The organism is Salipiger bermudensis, assembly GCF_020171625.1.
Taxonomy (GTDB): Bacteria; Pseudomonadota; Alphaproteobacteria; order Rhodobacterales; family Rhodobacteraceae; genus Salipiger; species Salipiger bermudensis_B.
Genome location: NZ_JAIUZY010000006.1, coordinates 1 through 16,204, shown reverse-complemented (window position 1 = coordinate 16,204; position 16,204 = coordinate 1). Strand labels below are relative to the sequence as shown.

Annotated in this window: 15 protein-coding genes; 4 read left to right on the top strand and 11 right to left on the bottom strand. The window is 68.6% G+C overall.

The features are described from left to right. Positions 1-101 precede the first annotated feature (101 nt). The 7 genes from LCM15_RS12065 to LCM15_RS12035 form a co-directional block, all read right to left on the bottom strand. The gene (locus LCM15_RS12065; protein ID WP_224856718.1) at positions 102-836 is read right to left on the bottom strand and encodes a class II aldolase/adducin family protein; all 735 of its coding nucleotides are present in this window, start codon (positions 834-836) and stop codon (positions 102-104) included. Positions 837-851: 15 nt separating this feature from the next. Beyond that, on the bottom strand, positions 852-2,273 hold the full coding sequence (locus tag LCM15_RS12060; RefSeq protein ID WP_224856716.1) for a carnitine 3-dehydrogenase: 1,422 nt from the start codon (positions 2,271-2,273) through the stop codon (positions 852-854). Further along, entirely contained in the window at positions 2,270-3,190 is a 921-nt protein-coding gene (locus LCM15_RS12055) for a 3-keto-5-aminohexanoate cleavage protein (RefSeq protein WP_224856713.1), read from the bottom strand. The genes LCM15_RS12060 and LCM15_RS12055 overlap by 4 nt, the downstream gene beginning before the upstream one ends. 10 nt (positions 3,191-3,200) lie before the next feature. Continuing rightward, a complete protein-coding gene (locus LCM15_RS12050; protein ID WP_224856711.1) occupies positions 3,201-3,983 on the bottom strand; it encodes a carnitinyl-CoA dehydratase in 783 nt (260 codons plus the stop codon). Then, on the bottom strand, positions 3,980-6,025 hold the full coding sequence (locus LCM15_RS12045) for an acetate--CoA ligase family protein (protein ID WP_224856709.1): 2,046 nt from the start codon (positions 6,023-6,025) through the stop codon (positions 3,980-3,982). Before LCM15_RS12045 ends, LCM15_RS12050 begins: the two co-directional genes overlap by 4 nt. A 3-nt stretch (positions 6,026-6,028) precedes the next feature. Continuing rightward, on the bottom strand, positions 6,029-7,189 hold the full coding sequence (locus LCM15_RS12040) for an acyl-CoA dehydrogenase family protein (protein ID WP_224856706.1): 1,161 nt from the start codon (positions 7,187-7,189) through the stop codon (positions 6,029-6,031). A gap of 470 nt (positions 7,190-7,659) precedes the next feature. Further along, positions 7,660-8,541 carry a LysR substrate-binding domain-containing protein gene (locus LCM15_RS12035; RefSeq protein WP_263619638.1) on the bottom strand — a complete coding sequence of 294 codons (882 nt, stop codon included), beginning with the start codon at positions 8,539-8,541 and terminating at the stop codon, positions 7,660-7,662. A gap of 448 nt (positions 8,542-8,989) precedes the next feature. Between LCM15_RS12035 and LCM15_RS12030 the strand changes: the two genes are divergently transcribed. The 3 genes from LCM15_RS12030 (at position 8,990) to LCM15_RS12020 (ending at position 11,837) form a co-directional block, all read left to right on the top strand. After that, positions 8,990-9,592 carry a TetR/AcrR family transcriptional regulator gene (locus tag LCM15_RS12030; RefSeq protein ID WP_224856704.1) on the top strand — a complete coding sequence of 201 codons (603 nt, stop codon included), beginning with the start codon at positions 8,990-8,992 and terminating at the stop codon, positions 9,590-9,592. A gap of 22 nt (positions 9,593-9,614) precedes the next feature. Then, a complete protein-coding gene (locus LCM15_RS12025; protein ID WP_224856702.1) occupies positions 9,615-10,595 on the top strand; it encodes a zinc-binding dehydrogenase in 981 nt (326 codons plus the stop codon). A 288-nt stretch (positions 10,596-10,883) separates the two neighbouring features. Next, positions 10,884-11,837 carry an MYG1 family protein gene (locus tag LCM15_RS12020; RefSeq protein WP_224856700.1) on the top strand — a complete coding sequence of 318 codons (954 nt, stop codon included), beginning with the start codon at positions 10,884-10,886 and terminating at the stop codon, positions 11,835-11,837. Positions 11,838-12,066: 229 nt separating this feature from the next. Here LCM15_RS12020 and LCM15_RS12015 read toward each other — a convergent pair whose 3' ends face one another. The 3 genes from LCM15_RS12015 to LCM15_RS12005 are packed head-to-tail and all read right to left on the bottom strand — an operon-like array spanning position 12,067 to position 14,615. Next, positions 12,067-12,843, bottom strand: a complete 777-nt coding sequence (locus tag LCM15_RS12015; protein ID WP_224856698.1) for a MetQ/NlpA family ABC transporter substrate-binding protein — start codon at positions 12,841-12,843, stop codon at positions 12,067-12,069. A 46-nt stretch (positions 12,844-12,889) separates the two neighbouring features. Further along, complete coding sequence (locus tag LCM15_RS12010) at positions 12,890-13,564, bottom strand: methionine ABC transporter permease (RefSeq protein ID WP_224856696.1); 675 nt, start codon at positions 13,562-13,564, stop codon at positions 12,890-12,892. Beyond that, positions 13,554-14,615 (bottom strand): methionine ABC transporter ATP-binding protein, encoded by a 1,062-nt coding sequence (locus LCM15_RS12005; RefSeq protein ID WP_224856694.1) that lies wholly within the window; start codon positions 14,613-14,615, stop codon positions 13,554-13,556. Before LCM15_RS12005 ends, LCM15_RS12010 begins: the two co-directional genes overlap by 11 nt. Positions 14,616-15,056: 441 nt before the next feature. Between LCM15_RS12005 and LCM15_RS12000 the strand changes: the two genes are divergently transcribed. After that, positions 15,057-15,791 (top strand): FadR/GntR family transcriptional regulator, encoded by a 735-nt coding sequence (locus LCM15_RS12000; protein ID WP_224856692.1) that lies wholly within the window; start codon positions 15,057-15,059, stop codon positions 15,789-15,791. A 195-nt stretch (positions 15,792-15,986) separates the two neighbouring features. Here LCM15_RS12000 and LCM15_RS11995 read toward each other — a convergent pair. Beyond that, positions 15,987-16,204, bottom strand: a 218-nt coding sequence (locus tag LCM15_RS11995; protein ID WP_224856690.1) for an SDR family oxidoreductase, incomplete at its 5' end; no start/stop codon positions are given.

The window sequence follows — 16,204 nt, the reverse complement described above, 5'->3', positions numbered from 1 at the left end:
GTCGTTTCAGCCCGCCACGATGCGGGCATTGCCGCTGACATAGCCTTCGCCGCGGGCGCGGCCATCCCGGCGCGCCCCCTGCGCGATGGCGTTCCGCGAGGTCAGGCGCGGTAGTCGCTGCCAAGCCCGTCGATGGAGCGCAGGTGCGCCTCCCATTCGAGCTGCAGGTCGCCGTCTTCCTCGTTCATCTGCACGTATTGCGCATGGACATGACCGGCGGTCTCGTCATCCACAAGCCGAAGCTTCTGTCCCGACGACGTTGCCGCGACCTGAATTTCGCAGGCGCGCTCGAGGTAGAACATGTTGTTGAACATCTCCGCCGCGCTGCGCCCCGTGGCGATGAGCCCGTGGTTGCGCAGCACCAGCACCGGGTGATCGCCGAAATCCGCCACGATGCGCTCGCGCTCTGCGAGGTCGAGCGCGATGCCCTCGAAGTCGTGATAGGCGATGCGGTTGTGGAACTGCAGCGAGATCTGGTTGAGCGGCAGCAGACCGTCTTCCATGCACGACACCGCCACGCCCGCGCGGGTGTGGGTGTGCATGATCCACGCCGCGTCATGGCGATGCATGTGCACGGCGGAATGGATGGTGAAGCCCGCCGGGTTCACCCGGTGCGGGCTGCCGTCGACCTTGTTGCCGTCGACATCGATCTTGACCAGCGACGAGGCGGTGATTTCTTCCCAGCGCCAGCCGTAGGGGTTGATGAGGAAGTGCCCGTCTTCGCCCGGCACCCGGGCGGTGATGTGGGTGTAGATCAGGTCGGTGAACCTGTGCAGCGCCGCCAGCCGGTAGCAGGCGGCCAGTTCTTCGCGGGTCTGTTTCTCTTCGGGGGACATGGCGATCTCCGTTGGTCAGTTGCGTTGGCCGACCGCCCCGCCTGCGCCCTCGGCGGGGCGCCCGGCGTGACGGGCGGCAAGGTCCTCGAGCGCCCGCGCCACCTGCGGCTCGGGCGGGCAGGCCCGGCGGGTGGTGAGGTCGGTGTGCAGCATCAGCGTCTCGATGGTGGCGGCAAGGCTGCCGTCCTCCTTCAGGACGCGATGGAAGAGCTTCATCTTCTTGCCGGCGCCCTCGAGCACCTGCGTGGTCACGGTAAGCAGCGCGCCCCGGTGCACCTCGTCGAGATAGCGGATGCGGGTGTCGACGGTGAAGAAGCTCTTGCCGCTGGCCACATAGACCTCGTCGGCCCCCACCAGCGTCATCAGGCTATCGGTCGCCCAGGTGCCAAGCTCGAGATAGGCGGCCTCGTTCATGTGGCCGTTGTAGTCGGTCCATGTGACCGGCACGGCGCGGCGCGAGGTGATCGGCAGGCCGTCGATCTCGCCGCCCGCCGCAAGCCGCGCCTCATGCGCGACGATGACGCCCCCGGCGCCGCTCTTGGTGCGGCGCAGGCCGCGCAGGATGGCCACGAGATTGTCGTCCCGGAGCTGCTCCAGCTCGGCGATGCTCAGGTGCCCCGACTGGGCGTCGGACTGGTCGCCGATCGCCCCGATCAGCGCGGCGTCGAGCTCGGGCACGTCGGTGAGCCGCGACCACGGCCAGTGCAGCGAGGGGCCGAACTGCTCGATGTAGCTGGCCATGCCGGCCTCGCCGCCGGCGAGGCGGTAGGTTTCGAACAGGCCCATCTGCGCAAGTCGCAGGCCAAATCCCATGCGGATGGCGTCGTCGATCTGTGCCGTGGTGGCGATGCCATCGCGGATCATCCACAGCGCCTCGCGCCAGATCGCCTCCTGGAAGCGGTTGCCGATGAAGGCGTCGATCTCGGTCTGCATCTCGAGCGGGACCATCCCGAGCGACTGCACCACCGGCAGCGCCCTTGCGCGCAGCTCCGGCGCGCCGGTGATCTCGACCAGCGGCAGCAGGTAGACCGGGTTGAACGGGTGCACCACCACGACGGGCGCACCATTCGAGGCGAGGTCGGAAGCCTTGAAGCCCGAGGTCGACGACGCGATGAAGCCGCCCTCGGGCAGGACCGCCGCGATCCGGTCATAAACCCCCTGCTTCAGATCCAGCCGCTCCGAGACGCTCTCCTGCACCCAGTCGGCGCCCTCTACGGCCTCTTCGAGCGTGTCGCAGACGCGGAGCACGCCTTCGGGCGGCAAAGGCCGGTCGTAGAGCGCCGGAAGCGAGGCACGGGCGCGGTCGAGCACCGCCGCGAGCTTGCGCGCGGCCTCGGGGGCCGGGTCGAACAGCGCCACGTCCCAGCCGTTGAGCAGGAAGCGTGCCGCCCAGCCGCCGCCGATGACGCCGCCGCCGATGAGGGCTGCCCGGCTCATGCAGGCACCGGCATGTCACGCTTGACGAGGCCGAGCTGGTTGCGCACTTCCTGAGGCCCCATCAGCGAGGCGCCCATGTTGGACAGGATGCTCGCCGCCTTCTCGACAAGCTGCGCGTTGGTCGCCATCACGCCGCGCTCGAGATAGAGGTTGTCCTCGAGCCCCACGCGCACGTTGCCGCCCGCCAGCGCCGCGGCGGCGACATAGGGCATCTCGTCCCGACCAAGGCTGAAGGCCGACCACGTCCAGCCCGCAGGCACGTTGTTCACCATCGCCATGAAGGTGTTCATGTCGCCCGGCGCGCCCCACGGGATGCCCATGCAGAGCTGTACCAGCGCCGGATCCTCGAGCACGCACTCGTTCACCAGTTGCTTGGCGAACCACAGGTGGCCGGTGTCGAAGGCCTCGATCTCGGGCTTCACGCCAAGCTCGGTCATCATCCGGCCCATGGCGCGCAGCATCTCGGTGGTGTTGGTCATCACGTAGGTGCCGTCGCCGAAATTCATCGAGCCGCAATCGAGGGTGCAGATCTCGGGCAGGCAGTCGCGGATATGCGCCATGCGCTCGGTGGCGCCGGGCATGTCGGTGTTGGGACCGTCGAGCTCCATCGGGGTCTCGACATCGCCGAAGGTCAGATCGCCTCCGGTGCCGGCGGTCAGGTTCAGCACCACGTCGACATCGGAGGCGCGGATGCGGTCGGTCACCTCGCGGAACAGCGCCCGGTCGCGGCAGGGCGCGCCGGTTTCGGGATCGCGGACGTGGCAATGCACCACCGCGGCCCCGGCCTTGGCGGCGTCGATGGCGGCATCGGCGATCTCGGCGGGGGAGCGCGGCACCAGACGGCTCTTGTCCTGCGTGGCACCCGCGCCGGTGATGGCGGCGGTGATGAAGGGCTTGCGGTTCATCTGGAGGGTCATGGGGGTCTCCTTACCGGCCTTTCCAGACCGGGTCACGTTTCTCGGCAAAGGCGCGGGCGCCTTCCTTCTGGTCCTCGGAGCGGTAGAGCTTTTCCACCGTCTCGAACTGGCTGGCGTTGATGCGGTTGAGCGCGTCCTGGAACTTCATGTCCTCGGCCTCGCGGGCGATCTCCTTGATCGCGGCAAAGACCAGCGGCGGGCCCGCGGCCAGTTCGTCGGCCATCTTGCGCGCCTCGGCCATCAGCTCGGCGGCGGGCAGGATGCGGTTGATCAGACCCCAGCGATGGCCCTCCTCGGCATCGAACCAGCGCCCGGTAAAGAGCAGCTCCATGGCGATGTGGTAGGGGATGCGCTTGGGCAGCTTGATCGTCGCGGCATCGGCCACGGTGCCGGACTTGATCTCGGGCAGCGCAAAGCTCGCATGATCAGCAGCGAGGATGATGTCGGCGCCGAGCGCCAGCTCGAGCCCGCCGCCGCAGGCGATGCCGTTGACCGCGGCGATCACCGGCTTGTTGAGGCCGCGCAGCTCCTGCAGGCCGCCGAAGCCGCCGACGCCGTAATCTGCGTCCGCCGCCTCCCCCTCGGCCGCGGCCTTGAGATCCCAGCCCGGGCAGAAGAACTTCTCACCCTGCGCGGTGAGGAGCGCCACGCGCAGCTCTGGATCGTCCCGGAATTCGGTGAAGATCTCGCCCAGCTCGCGGCTCGTGGCCATGTCGATGGCGTTGGCCTTGGGCCGGTTCAGGGTGACTTCGAGCACCGCGCCGCGGCGGGTCGTCAAGACGTTCTGGGTCATTCTTCCATCCTGATGAGGGCATCCGCCGCCACCGCGTCCGTGGCACGGCAGATCAGCGGATTGATTTCAATCTCGTGCAGGGCGCTGGCGTGGTCCTGCACCAGCGTTTGCACGGCCATCGCGGTCTCGATGACCGCGTCAATATCGGCGCCGGGTCGGCCGCGGTAGCCGGTGAGCAGCGGCGCGGTGCGCAGGCTTTCGAGCGCCGCGCGGATGTCCTCGCGGCTGGCCGGGATCAGCACGGAGGCGGTATCGCGGATCAGCTCGGTGAGGATGCCCCCGAGGCCCAGCGTCAGCACGAAGCCATGCGCCGGATCGCGCGTCACCCCGAGGATCAGCTCGGCCACGGTGTCGGTGATCATCTCCTCGACGAGGAAGCTCGTCGCCGGCATCCCTGCCGCAGCGTCGCTGACCTGCTGCGCGGAGCCGAGGTTGAGCACCACGGCCCCGGCCTCGGTCTTGTGGGCGATGCCCTCGCCCTTGAGCACCACCGGAAAGCCGATCTGCGTCGCGGTCTCGGCGGCCTCCCCGGCCTCACCGGCGCGTCCCGATCCGGGGACGCGCACACCGAAGCGTTGCAGCAGCGTCTTCGCCTCGGCCTCCGAGAACACCCGCGCCGCGCCTTGGCCGTTCAGCGGCAGGGTCACCGGCTCGGGGCGGGCGTTGGCGCCCGAGGGCGCCGCGACGGCGGCCCGGATCGCGGTCAGCGCGTCGCCCATGCCGCAGAGCGGCACGATGCCCATCCCGAGCGCCCGTTGCGCCACGGCCTCGGGCAGCCCATCCGCCAGCAGCGACACCACCGCCATCGGCGTGCCGGTGGCATCGCGGGTCTTGGCCACGGCGCGCAGAACCTGCTCGTAATCGGGTGCGTCGAAGCGGTCGTCACGCGGATAATCCACCACCACGCAGCCAAGGCCAAGCTCCGCCCCGGGATCACAGAGCGCCGTGAACGTGGCGGTGAGCGCGTCTTCGTCGCCCCAGATATAGGTGTTGTAATCCAACGGGTTGGCGAGCGCGACCTTGGGGCCGAGCGCGTCGCGCAACCCGGTCTCCTGCGTGTCGGTGAGCGCGGGATATGCGACCCCGGCGCGCGCGCCCATGTCGGCCATCAGAGAGGCCTCACCGCCGGAGCACGAGGCCGAGGCGATGCGCGCCGAAAGCAGACCGCCGGTGACGTGCAGGATCTTCAGCGTCTCGACCAGCTCGGAGGGCGTGTCCACCTGCGCGATCCCCAGCCGCCGTAGCAGCGCCCGCGCGCCCGCATCCGAGCCGGTGAGCGAGGCGGTGTGCGAGACCGCCGCCGCCTGCGCCTGCTCGGACGCGCCGACCCGCAGCGCCACGATGGGCTTGCCGAGCTCGGCGGCGCGGGCGGCAAGCGCCTCGAAGGCACGCAGGTCGCTGATGCCCTCGATATGCAGGCCAAGCGCGGTGATGCGCGGGTCCTCCAGCAGCGCGATGCCGAGAGCCGACATCGAGGTCTGCGCCTGATTGCCAGCCGCGACCACGGCGGCAAGCGGCAGGCCCCGGCGCTGCATGGTCAGGTTGATGAGCACGTTCGACGACTGACCGATCACCGCGACGCCGCTTTCGACCGGGCTCATGCCGTGCCGGTCGGGCCAGAGCGCCACGCCGTCAAGCGCGTTGACGATGCCGTAGCAGTTCGGCCCCAGCACGCGCATCTCGCCCGCCGCGGCGACCAGCTCCGCCTGCAGCTCCTCGCCGTCGGCAAGCTCGGACACCGCCTCCGAGAAGCCGGCGGCGAAGCACACAGCGCCGCCGCAGCCCATCTCGGATAGCGCCCCCACCATCCTGACGGTCAGCGCGCGGTTGACGCCGATGAAGGCAGCATCCGGCACCCCCGGCAGCGCGGCGAGGTCGGGATAGGCCGGCTCGCCCCCGACCTCGGATCGCGTCGGGTGGACCGGCCAGATCGGGCCGGTGAAGCCGGTGGCGCGGCACTGGCGCACCACCGCCTCGCACCACGCGCCACCGCCGATCACGGTGATAGCCTGCGGAGAGAAGAAACGGCTCAGCGGCGACATGGCTCAGGCCCCCAGCGGCCGGAAGATCTCGCGGCTGATGATGTGGCGCTGGATCTCCGAGGTGCCGTCCCAGATCCGCTCGACGCGCGCGTCGCGCCAGAACCGCTCGATCGGCAGCTCGTCCATCAGGCCCATGCCGCCATGGATCTGCAGCGCCGCATCGGTCACCCGCGCCAGCATCTCCGAGGCATAGAGCTTGGCCGAGGCGATCTCGCGGTTCGCGGGCAGCCCCTGATCGAGGCGCCATGCCGCGGCGAGGGTGAGCCAGTCGGCGGCGTCGATCTCGGTGATCATGTCGGCTATCTGGAAGCTCACGCCCTGGAACCTGCCGATCGGCTGGCCGAACTGCTTGCGCTCGGCGGCATAGGCGACCGCGTGATCATAGACCCGGCGGGCGCGGCCCACCGAGTTGGTCGCCACGGTGATGCGGGTGGCATAGAGCCATTCGTTCATCACCTCGAAACCGCCGTCGACCTCGCCCAGCACCTGCGCATCCGACAGGCGGCAATTGTCGAAATAGAGGATCGAGTTCTGGTAACCGCGATGGGACACCGAGTTGTAGCCGCGCGCGATCTCGAAGCCGGGCGTGCCGCGATCCACGAGGAAACAGGTGATCCGCTTCTTGGGGCCGCGCGGGGTCTCGTCGACGCCGGTGGCAACGAAGACGATGACGAAATCGGCGTGCTCGGCGCCCGAGATGAAGTGCTTCGAGCCGTTGATGACCCAGTCGCCCCCGTCCCGCACCGCCTGACACTTCATGCCGCGCACGTCCGAGCCCGCATCCGGCTCTGTCATCGCAAGTGCGTCCATCTTCTCGCCGCGCACGGCGGGCATCAGGTATTTCTCAACCTGCGCGCCCTCGCAGGCCATCAGGATGTTCTGCGGGCGCCCGAAGAAGTGGGTCAGGGCCATAGAGCCACGGCCAAGCTCGCGCTCGACCAGCGCGAAATCGACGTGGCTCAGGCCCGGCCCGCCGACGCTTTCGGGGAAGTTCGAGGCGTAGAAGCCGAGGTCGAGGCACTTCTGCTTGATCTCCTGCGCGATCTCCGCCGGGACCTCGCCAGTGCGCTCGACAAGCGCCTCGTGCGGATAGATCTCGTTCTCGACAAAGCTCCGCACGGTGGAGACGATCATCTCCTGTTCTTCGGTCAGTCCAAAATGCATGGGTCACCCTTTTCTTGGCGTCGGGAGTGTGTGGGTTGCAGGGGGAAGCCGCGCACGTCCGGAGCGGATCGGGTCACGCCGGGCACACGCCCCTGACGGCGCGACTGGCGGGCAGCACCGGGATGGTGAGGGTCAGACGCGCCGACGTAAGCGCGGCGGGGCGTCGGTCACGTCATCGATGCGGGTGTCGCGGCCATCTGCGCTTTGCCGCCGGGCGGTATGAGACAGGGGGTTTTTCCCGCGCCGAAAGGACCCCGCAGGGCAAGCACCGCGCCTCGGGTGTTACGCTGAAACGTGTCTCGCCGCGCACGGGAGGCCCCGCATGTCCGTCCGACCGAACGGGCTTCGATCTGCGCTGTGTCGCCCACAATCGCCTCGCTCTTCATTGCTGTCCGTGTTGGCCCGAAACTGCGGCGTGAGGCGGTGGACTGCAAATGAAACCTATTCAGGCGCGCGACAAACCAAATTTGTCACGCGGTCCGATCCGGTGAGAGAGGCTCGAATTCCACCTTTGACAACAGCCGCTTGTGGAACGCCTCGACAATGGGGTTGTCGATGTTTTCCTCCGGCGTGCAAATGAAATACCCCGTCTTCTTGTGCAGGGAGGCCGCGAAGGGCCGCATCAGGCGCCCCGCGCGCAGGTCCTTGCCCCACAGGACGGTGTCGCCGATGGCGATCCCCTCCCCCGCGAGCACCGCCGTGTGCACGATGTTCATGTCCGAGTAACAGATGCCGCGCCGGGCCTCCTCGGGGGGCAGCCCCGAGCGGGTCATCCAGTCTTCCCAGTCGCTGAAATCGGTCATGTGCAGAAGCGTGGCCTGCTGCAGAATGCGCAGGTCGTTGAAATTCTCGAACCGGCTGAGATAGGCCGGGCTGCACAGCGGCGTGAACTCGACCGAGAACAGCGGCGTGCTTCTGAGATGGGGGCGCGGCTCGTGGCCGAAGGTGATGAAGGTGTCGATCTCGGGATTGGTGGTGTCGGCCATCCTGTGCGAGCTGAGCACCCTGACCACCACGTCGGGATGCTCGGCGACGAAATCGCCGAGATGCAGACAGAGCCAGCCGTCGGCGAAGCCGGGCGTTGCGCTGATCGTCAGCGACCCGGTCAGCCCCGCCTGCGCCACCCGCGCGGTCGAGCTGGCGATCATGCTCAGGGCGCGGCGCACGTCCTCGGCATAGGCCCGCGCGCGGGGCGTGATCTCGGACTTGTTGCCGCTGCGCTCGACGATCTTGAAGCCCAGATCAGCCTCGAGCAGCCGAAGCTGGTGGCTGATCGCGCTGCGGGTGACGTTGAGCTCGGCCGCGGCACGCCAGAGCGCGCCATGGCGGGCAACGCTTTCGATGGCGCGCAGCGCCTGGATGGAGGGGTAGCGTTTGATGACGGGCCTCGCGCGTGGGTGTCGGCGCTGGATACACCGACGGGCGCCTGCTTGCGAGGCATGGCGCGCCGCGTTGTGGCGCGTGGGGCGTCGGGGCGTGGTGTTTCGGACGCTGCGCGCGTCGGACAGAGCAGCCCTCGCAGCCCGGTGTCGCGCGGATCAGGACCGGTGAGGCAAAGCGGCTCGCAGGCCCGGCTCCGCATCACTGCAAAGCCAGCGCGCTTGCGGCGCGCGGCCAAAGCGGCTCCTCCGCCACGCAAGCTCCTCTCTTGGGCACGCCCTCCCCGGCGCAGCGCTCCGCGACCTCGCCTCAGGTCTCGCACCTGCCTCCGCATGACAAGATCCGGCGCGACAGCCAAGCCCATCACAGCTTCGCGACCAGCACTAGACGACCGGTCTATTACTGATTAACTCACCGCCCATGACAGAGGAAAGCAAATCGGATCTCACGCGGAAACGCATTCTCGACGCCGGGCGCAGCCTGCTGCTGCGGCACGGGTTCTCGGGAGTGGGCCTGTCGCGCATCCTCGCCGAAAGCGGCGTACCGAAGGGGTCGTTCTACTACTACTTCGCCTCCAAGGAGGCCTTCGGCACGGCGCTGCTCGAGGAGTACGTCGCGGGCTATCTCGATCGGTTCGACGCCCTCATCGCCGCGCCCGGCCCGGCGGGCGGCAAGCTCATGCGGTTCTGGGATGCGTGGCTGACCGAGGCCGGACAGGCGGGCATCGCCGGAGAGTGTCTCGTGGTGAAGCTTGGCGCAGAGGTGGCCGACCTGTCGGCGCCGATGCGCGAGATCCTCGACCGGGGCGTCGACGCCGTGGTCGACCGCATCGCCCGGCTGCTGCGGGACGGCGCCGAAGACGGCACCGTGGCCCGCGTCGACGATCCCGAGGCCACGGCCCGGATGCTCTACGCCAAGTGGCTCGGCGCCGCGGTGCTGGCCAAGCTCGCCCAGAGCGACGCGGCTCTCCTCATGGCGCGCGAGGAAACCTCTGCCCAGCTTGCCCCCACCGGGGCCTCCTGACCAACCGAAAGGACCAACCAGCATGTTCGCTGCCATCCACGACACCTTCGGCGAGCCCGCCGATGTACTTGCCGCGCGCGAAATCGAGCGCCCCGAGCCGGCCGCCGGCGAGGCGCTGATCCGCATGGTTCTGTCGCCGATCCACAACCATGATCTGTGGACGATCCGCGGCAACTACGGCTACAAGCCGCCGCTTCCCGGCGCCATCGGCGGCTCTGAAGCGCTCGGCATCGTCGAGGCGCTTGGCGAGGGCGTCGATCCCGATCTGCTCGGGAAACGCGTGTCCGTCGCCGGGGTGCACGGCGCGTGGGCCGAGTATTTCACCGCCCCCGCCGCGACGCTTCTGCCGCTGCCCGAGGCCATCTCGGACACCGCCGGCGCCCAGCTCGTGGCGATGCCGTTCAGCGCCCTGTCGCTGCTCGAAACGCTCAAGGTCGGCAAGGGCGAATGGCTGGTCCAGACCGCCGCGAACGGCGCGGTCGGCAAGATCATGGCCGGTCTCGCCAAGGCGCGCGGCATCCACCTGCTGAACCTCGTGCGCCGCGACGAGGCGGCCAACGAGTTGCTGCGCTCCGGCATGACCAACGTGCTTTCCACCGCCGATCCGGACTGGAAATCGAAGGCCCGGGCGCTGATCGGCGAGGCCGGCGCGGTCTCTGCCATCGACTCGGTGGGCGGAGAGATGGCCACGCACCTCGTCGACCTGCTCGGCACCGATGGCGAGCTGGTCGTCTTCGGCACCGCGACCGGGGCGCCGCTGGCGCTGTCCTCAGGCGAGCTGATCACCAAGCATGTCACGGTGAAGGGCTTCTGGGGCGCGCGCGTCAGCAAGGAGATGGCCCCCGAGACCCGCCGCCGCCTGATCGGCGAACTGGTCGAGCTGGCCACACGCGGCGAGCTGCCGCTCGAAAGCGAGGGCAGCTACGCGTTGTCGCGATGTGCCGATGCGATGAAAGCCGCGCTGACCCCGGGCCGTTCGGGAAAGGTCATGCTGCGCCCCTGAGCGCCGCGCGCTCACCCAGTCAAGACTGCTGGCCGCGTGAGGCGGCCAGCGGTGCTCACCTGATCCAAGGCAGGCCCCCGTCCCTTTGACGGCGGCTCCGCCACCGGCGTGACGGGCGGCAAGCCTCACCGCGTCGCGGCGCCCGCCGACGCGTAGACCGGTCGCCCAGCCCCATCATCTCCTCGCCCCAACCGGCCCCCTTGCACGCCGATCCAGCCGCCCTCGCATCTTGCGGCGCCGCGAGCGATGCCATAGGGGGCGGGCATTCCCAGCAGCAGGACGACCCAGATGACCATCAGCACCCTTGTCACTCATTCCGGCGGCTTCCATGCCGATGAAGTGCTGTCGACCGTCATCCTCACCCGCCTGCATCCCGAGGCCGAGGTCGTGCGCAGTCGCGCCCCCGAGTGGATCACGCCCGCCGAAGGCCGCCTGATCTACGACGTCGGCGGCGCCTATGACCCCGAGGGCGGGATCTTCGACCATCACCAGCGCGAAAGCCCGCTGCGCGAGGACGGCACCCCCTACAGCTCGTTCGGGCTTGTCTGGAAGCATTTCGGCCTCGACTTCCTGAGGAGCTTCGACATTCCCGAGGCGGATCTCGAGACGGTCCACGCCTCGTTCGACCGCAGCTTCGTGCTGCCCGTCGATCAGGTCGACAACGGCACGGTGAGCCTCTCCGAGGGGGGCCCGTTGTCGTCGCTGACCCTGCCCGGGCTGATCGAGACCCTCAAGCCGGTCTTCGACGACACCGACCCCGAGAGCGAGACCCGCGCCTTCCACGCCGCGGTCGAGATCGCGCGGCAGTTCGTCGAGGCCCGCGTCGCGCGCAGCGCCGCCAAGCGGCGCGCCGAAACGCTGGCCGCCGAGGCCATCCGCGCGGCGGGCGACAGCCCGATCCTCGAGCTGCCGATGGGAATGCCCTTCCGGCCCGCGGTGATCGAGGCGGGTGCCGAGCACCTGCTCTTCGTGGTGACCCCGCGCGGCGCCGGCGAATGGACCTTGGGCGGCATCCGCAAGCACGATCAGGGCTTCGAGCAACGGGCCGACCTGCCGGCGGCCTGGGCAGGCCTGTCGGGCGCGGAGCTCGAGCAGGCGTCGGGCGTGACGGGGGCCAAGTTCTGCCACAAGGCGCGCTTCATCGCCGCGGCCTCGAGCCGCGACGCGATCCTCAAGATGGCCGAGCTTGCCGTGATCGAGGCCCGTCTCGAGGCAGACGCAGCCCCGGTCGCCAAGGCCTGAGGCCTCCGGCGGGCGGTTTCCCTGATCAGGACGAGCCGACGGCGGTGGCGCGCCGCTTTCGCTCTGCCGCACGGTGGCTCTTCACTACAAGCCACTGGCCTCGTCGCCCGTGCCGCGCCTGACACAGCAACGTTCCCCCGGATCGGGCCAGCGCCAATTCCCCCCCAAGCACAAAGCAAAAAGGGCGGCCCCGACGGGCCGCCCTTTCGCTGTCACAAGAGGACTGCGCTTACCAGGAGGTCAGCACGGTGCCCTGGTACTTCTCGTCGATGAACGCCTTGATCTCGGGGCTGTGATAGGCGTCGATCAGCGGCTGCACCCAGGGCTGCTCCTCGTCGCCTTCGCGCACCACGATGATGTTCACGTAGGGGTTGTCGGCGCTTTCCATCGCGATGGAATCTTCCTTCGGGTTCAGGCCCGAGGCGATGGCGTAGTTGGTGTTGATCAGCGCCGCATCGAGATCGGCCAGCGAGCGCGGCAGTTGCGCGGCGTCGAGCTCGCGGAACTTGATGCCCTTGGGGTTCTCGACGATGTCGAGCACCGTCGGCACGAGGCCGGTGCCCTCGGCGAGCTTCAGCAGGCCGAGGCTCTGCAGCACCAGCAGCGCGCGGCCACCGTTGGTCGGGTCGTTCGGGATGCCCATGGAGCCGCCCTCGGGGAAGGCCTCCATGTCGGTGATACTGTCGGAGTAGACGCCCATCGGGGTGGTGATGGTGGTCGCCACCGGCACCAGCGCAAAGCCGCGGTCCTTGACCTGGTTGTCGAGATAGGGCTGGTGCTGGAACGAGTTGGCCTCGATGTCGCCATCGGCCAGCGCCTGGTTCGGCACCACGTAATCCGAGAACTCGACCACGTCGATGTTCAGGCCCATTGGTTCGGCGATCTTGGCCACCTCTTCCATGATCTCGGCATGTTCGCCGGGCGAGACGCCGACCTTGATGTCCTCGGCAGAGGCGGTGCCGGCGATGAGCGCCAGCGCGGAGACGACGGGGATCAGTCGCTTCATGGGGTTTTCCTTCCTTGCTGCATTCTTCTGATGCTTGATTTAGGGATCAGCGGCCGCGATTGCGCGGCGCGCGTTTGTCGACCAGTCTGGCCAGACCCTCGCCGAGGGACTGCACGAGCTGGACCAGCACGATGAGGATGACGACCACCGCCAGCATGACCTCGGGCATGAAGCGCTGGTAGCCGTAGCGGATGCCGAGATCGCCCAAGCCCTCGCCACCGACCGCGCCGACCATGGCGGAATAGCCGATGAGGCTCACCGCCGCGAGGGTCAGGCCCAGCGTGATGCCGGGCAGCGCCTCGGGGATCAGCACCTTGCGGATGATCTGCAGCGGCGTGGCGCCCATGGCGCGGGCGGCCTCGATCAGGCCGCTGTCGACCTCGCGGATGGCGTTCTCGACCAGCCGCGCGATGAACGGCACCGCGGCGATGGTCAGCGGCACGATGGCGGCGGTGGTGCCGATGGAGGTGCCGGCGATCAGTCGCGTGAACGGGATGATCGCCACCACGAGGATGATGAACGGCACCGAGCGGGTGGCGTTGACCACGAGCCCCAGAACCTTGTTCACCGCCGGAGACGACAGCAGCTCGCCGCGCTGCGAGACGGCGAGGTAGACGCCGATGGGCAGGCCGAAAATCGTGCCGAGCGCGCCGGAGATCGCCACCATGTAGAGCGTCTGCAGCGTTGCTTCGAGCAGCATGTTGATCAGGTTAGCCGACATAGCCCAGCACCTCCGTGAGCAGCGCGTGACGTTCCAGATAGGCGCGCGCCTCGGCGCCGCGCCCGGCCTCGACCGAGACCAGCAGGTTGCCGAACGGGTGCGGCCCGATCTCCTCGATGGCGCCGGCAAGGATGTTGACGGCGATGCCCAGCTCAGAGGTCAGCATGGCCAGCATCGGATCGGTGGCGTGCTGCCCGGCAAAGGTGATGCGGATCACCTCCTGCGCCGCGCCCTGCGGGCGCTCGGGCTGCAGCCGGTCGGCGATGAAGCTCGGCAGGGTCACGCCGGTGATGCCCGACAGGAACGAGCGCGTGGTCGGATGCTTGGGCTCGGCGAAGACATCGTAGGTGGTGCCCTGCTCGACGATGCGGCCACCGTCGATCACCGCCACGTGGCTGGCGATGTCGCGCACCACCGCCATCTCGTGGGTGATCAGCAGGATGGTCAGGCCGAGATCGCGGTTGATGTCGGCCAGCAGCTTCAGCACCGTCTGCGTGGTCTCGGGATCGAGCGCCGAGGTGGCCTCGTCCGAGAGCAGCACCTTGGGCCGGGTGGCCAGCGCCCGCGCGATGCCGACGCGCTGCTTCTGCCCGCCCGACAGCTCTGCCGGGTAGCGCCGGCTCAGCTCCTCGAGACCCACGCGCGCGATCAGGTCGTCGACCCGCGGCTTGATCTCGGCGCTCGGCACGCCGGCAATCTCGAGCGGCAGCGCCACGTTGCCGTAAACGGTGCGCGAGCTCAGCAGGTTGAAGTGCTGGAAGATCATCCCGACATCGCGGTGGATGTGGCGCAGCTCGGCGGCGCTGGCGCGCCCGACATCGTGCCCGGCGACCGTCACGCTGCCCGTGGTCGGCTGTTCCAGCCCGTTGACCATGCGCAGAAGCGTCGATTTGCCGGCGCCCGAGCGCCCGATGATTCCGGTGATCGTCCCGGCCGGCACCTCGAGGCTCACGTCCTCAAGGGCCATGACCTGACCCGAGCCCTTTTTCTCAAAGGACTTTCCAAGGGCCGCGAAGCTGATCGCGGCGCCGGTTGTCTGTGTCTCGGCCATCTGAGCCTCTCGCTAGCGTCCGGCCTCCTCCGTGCGGGGCGATAGACCGGATTAGAGGGGCGGACGCAAGGGGCAGTCGGTGCAAAACCGGCGCCGGAGGGGCCACCGAGACGGTCGGATTGTGGCACCTCTGCTCGCCGGTGGAGGGCCGGTGTTATGGGGCGGGGTGCGCGGGCGGCTTTGGTAGACGCGGTTACCGCCTGTTCAGGCGCGTCGTCGCCGGGAAGGATAGCCTTCCTGCGGTCATACATTTCTACGCGCTTGTTCGACAGATTCACACCGAGCCGCCTGAAACCCGTTGTTCCCGGCACCAATCCGACGCCAATCTCCTCCCCCGCCCCTCATGCACGCTGCATGGACAACGAATCGAACAGATGCCACACTCGCGCGCACCCTCCTGTCTGAGAAGTGAACCCGCGAGCCATGGATATGCCAGCCAAGATGCGACGCTCTGACCGGTCCGAAACCGGGCGCACGCTTGTCGAGACGGTGCGCGAGGCGCTGCGCGACCAGATCGTCTCTGGCAGCTATCCACCGGGCGCACGCCTCCCGAGCGAAGCGCGGATGACGCAGGAGTTCGGCGTCAGCCGCACGGTGGTGCGCGAGGCGATCTCCTCGCTGCGCGCCGACGGCTTGGTCGAGCCGCGGCAGGGTGCCGGCGTCTTCGTGCTCGCGCCCCCGGCCCCGGTGGCGCTGCCGTTCCAGAACATCGATTTCGTCCGCATCTCCTCGATGATCGAACTGCTCGAGCTGCGCACCGCGGTCGAGGCAGACGCCGCCGCGCTGGCCGCGCAGCGCCGCTCGCCGGCGCAGGAGGAGAAGATCATCGACTGCCTGCGCGAGGTCGAACGCGCGGCCAAGGCCGGGGAGGTCACCGCAGATGCCGACTTCGCGCTGCACCTCGCCATTGCCGAGGCCACCAACAACCCCCGGTTCGGCGACTTCCTGTCGATGATCGGGTCGAACCTGATCCCGCGCAAGGCGCTCGCCGACACCGAGACCGAGCCGGTCGCGCGCGAGTATCTCGACGTGATCTCCGCCGAGCACCAGCAGATCGTGGGCGCCATCCTCGACGGCGACGAAGACGCGGCGCGCGCCACCATGCGCCAGCATCTCAAGGGCAGCCAGGCGCGCTATCGGGCGTTGCTGCGTTCAAGCAGCGTCGGGAAGGTCTGAGGTAGCGCCAGCCTGCGAACAAGGTTGTCAGACAGTTCTCGTGGGCGCGCCTGCGGCAAATGGAGACTGCAACGAGGCTGCGCATGTCTCGGGCCAGCCTGAAGGGTCAGCTCCCCTTCGCGAGAAAAGAGCCAGCACCGCGAACGAAAAGGCCCCGTCGCATCCGACGGGGCCCCTTCACGGCATCACACAAACTCAGCGCGCCAGCCAGCCGCCGTCGACGTTGAGCACGGCCCCGGTGATGTATGTCGCCGCCGGGGAGGCGAGGAAGGCCGCCGTCCCGCCGATATCCGTGGGATCGCCCCAACGCCCGGCGGGGATGCGGTCGAGGATCGCGGCAGAGCGGTCGGGATCGTCGCGCAGGGCCTGGGTGTTGTTGGTCGCGATATAGCCCGGCGCGATGGCGTTGACGG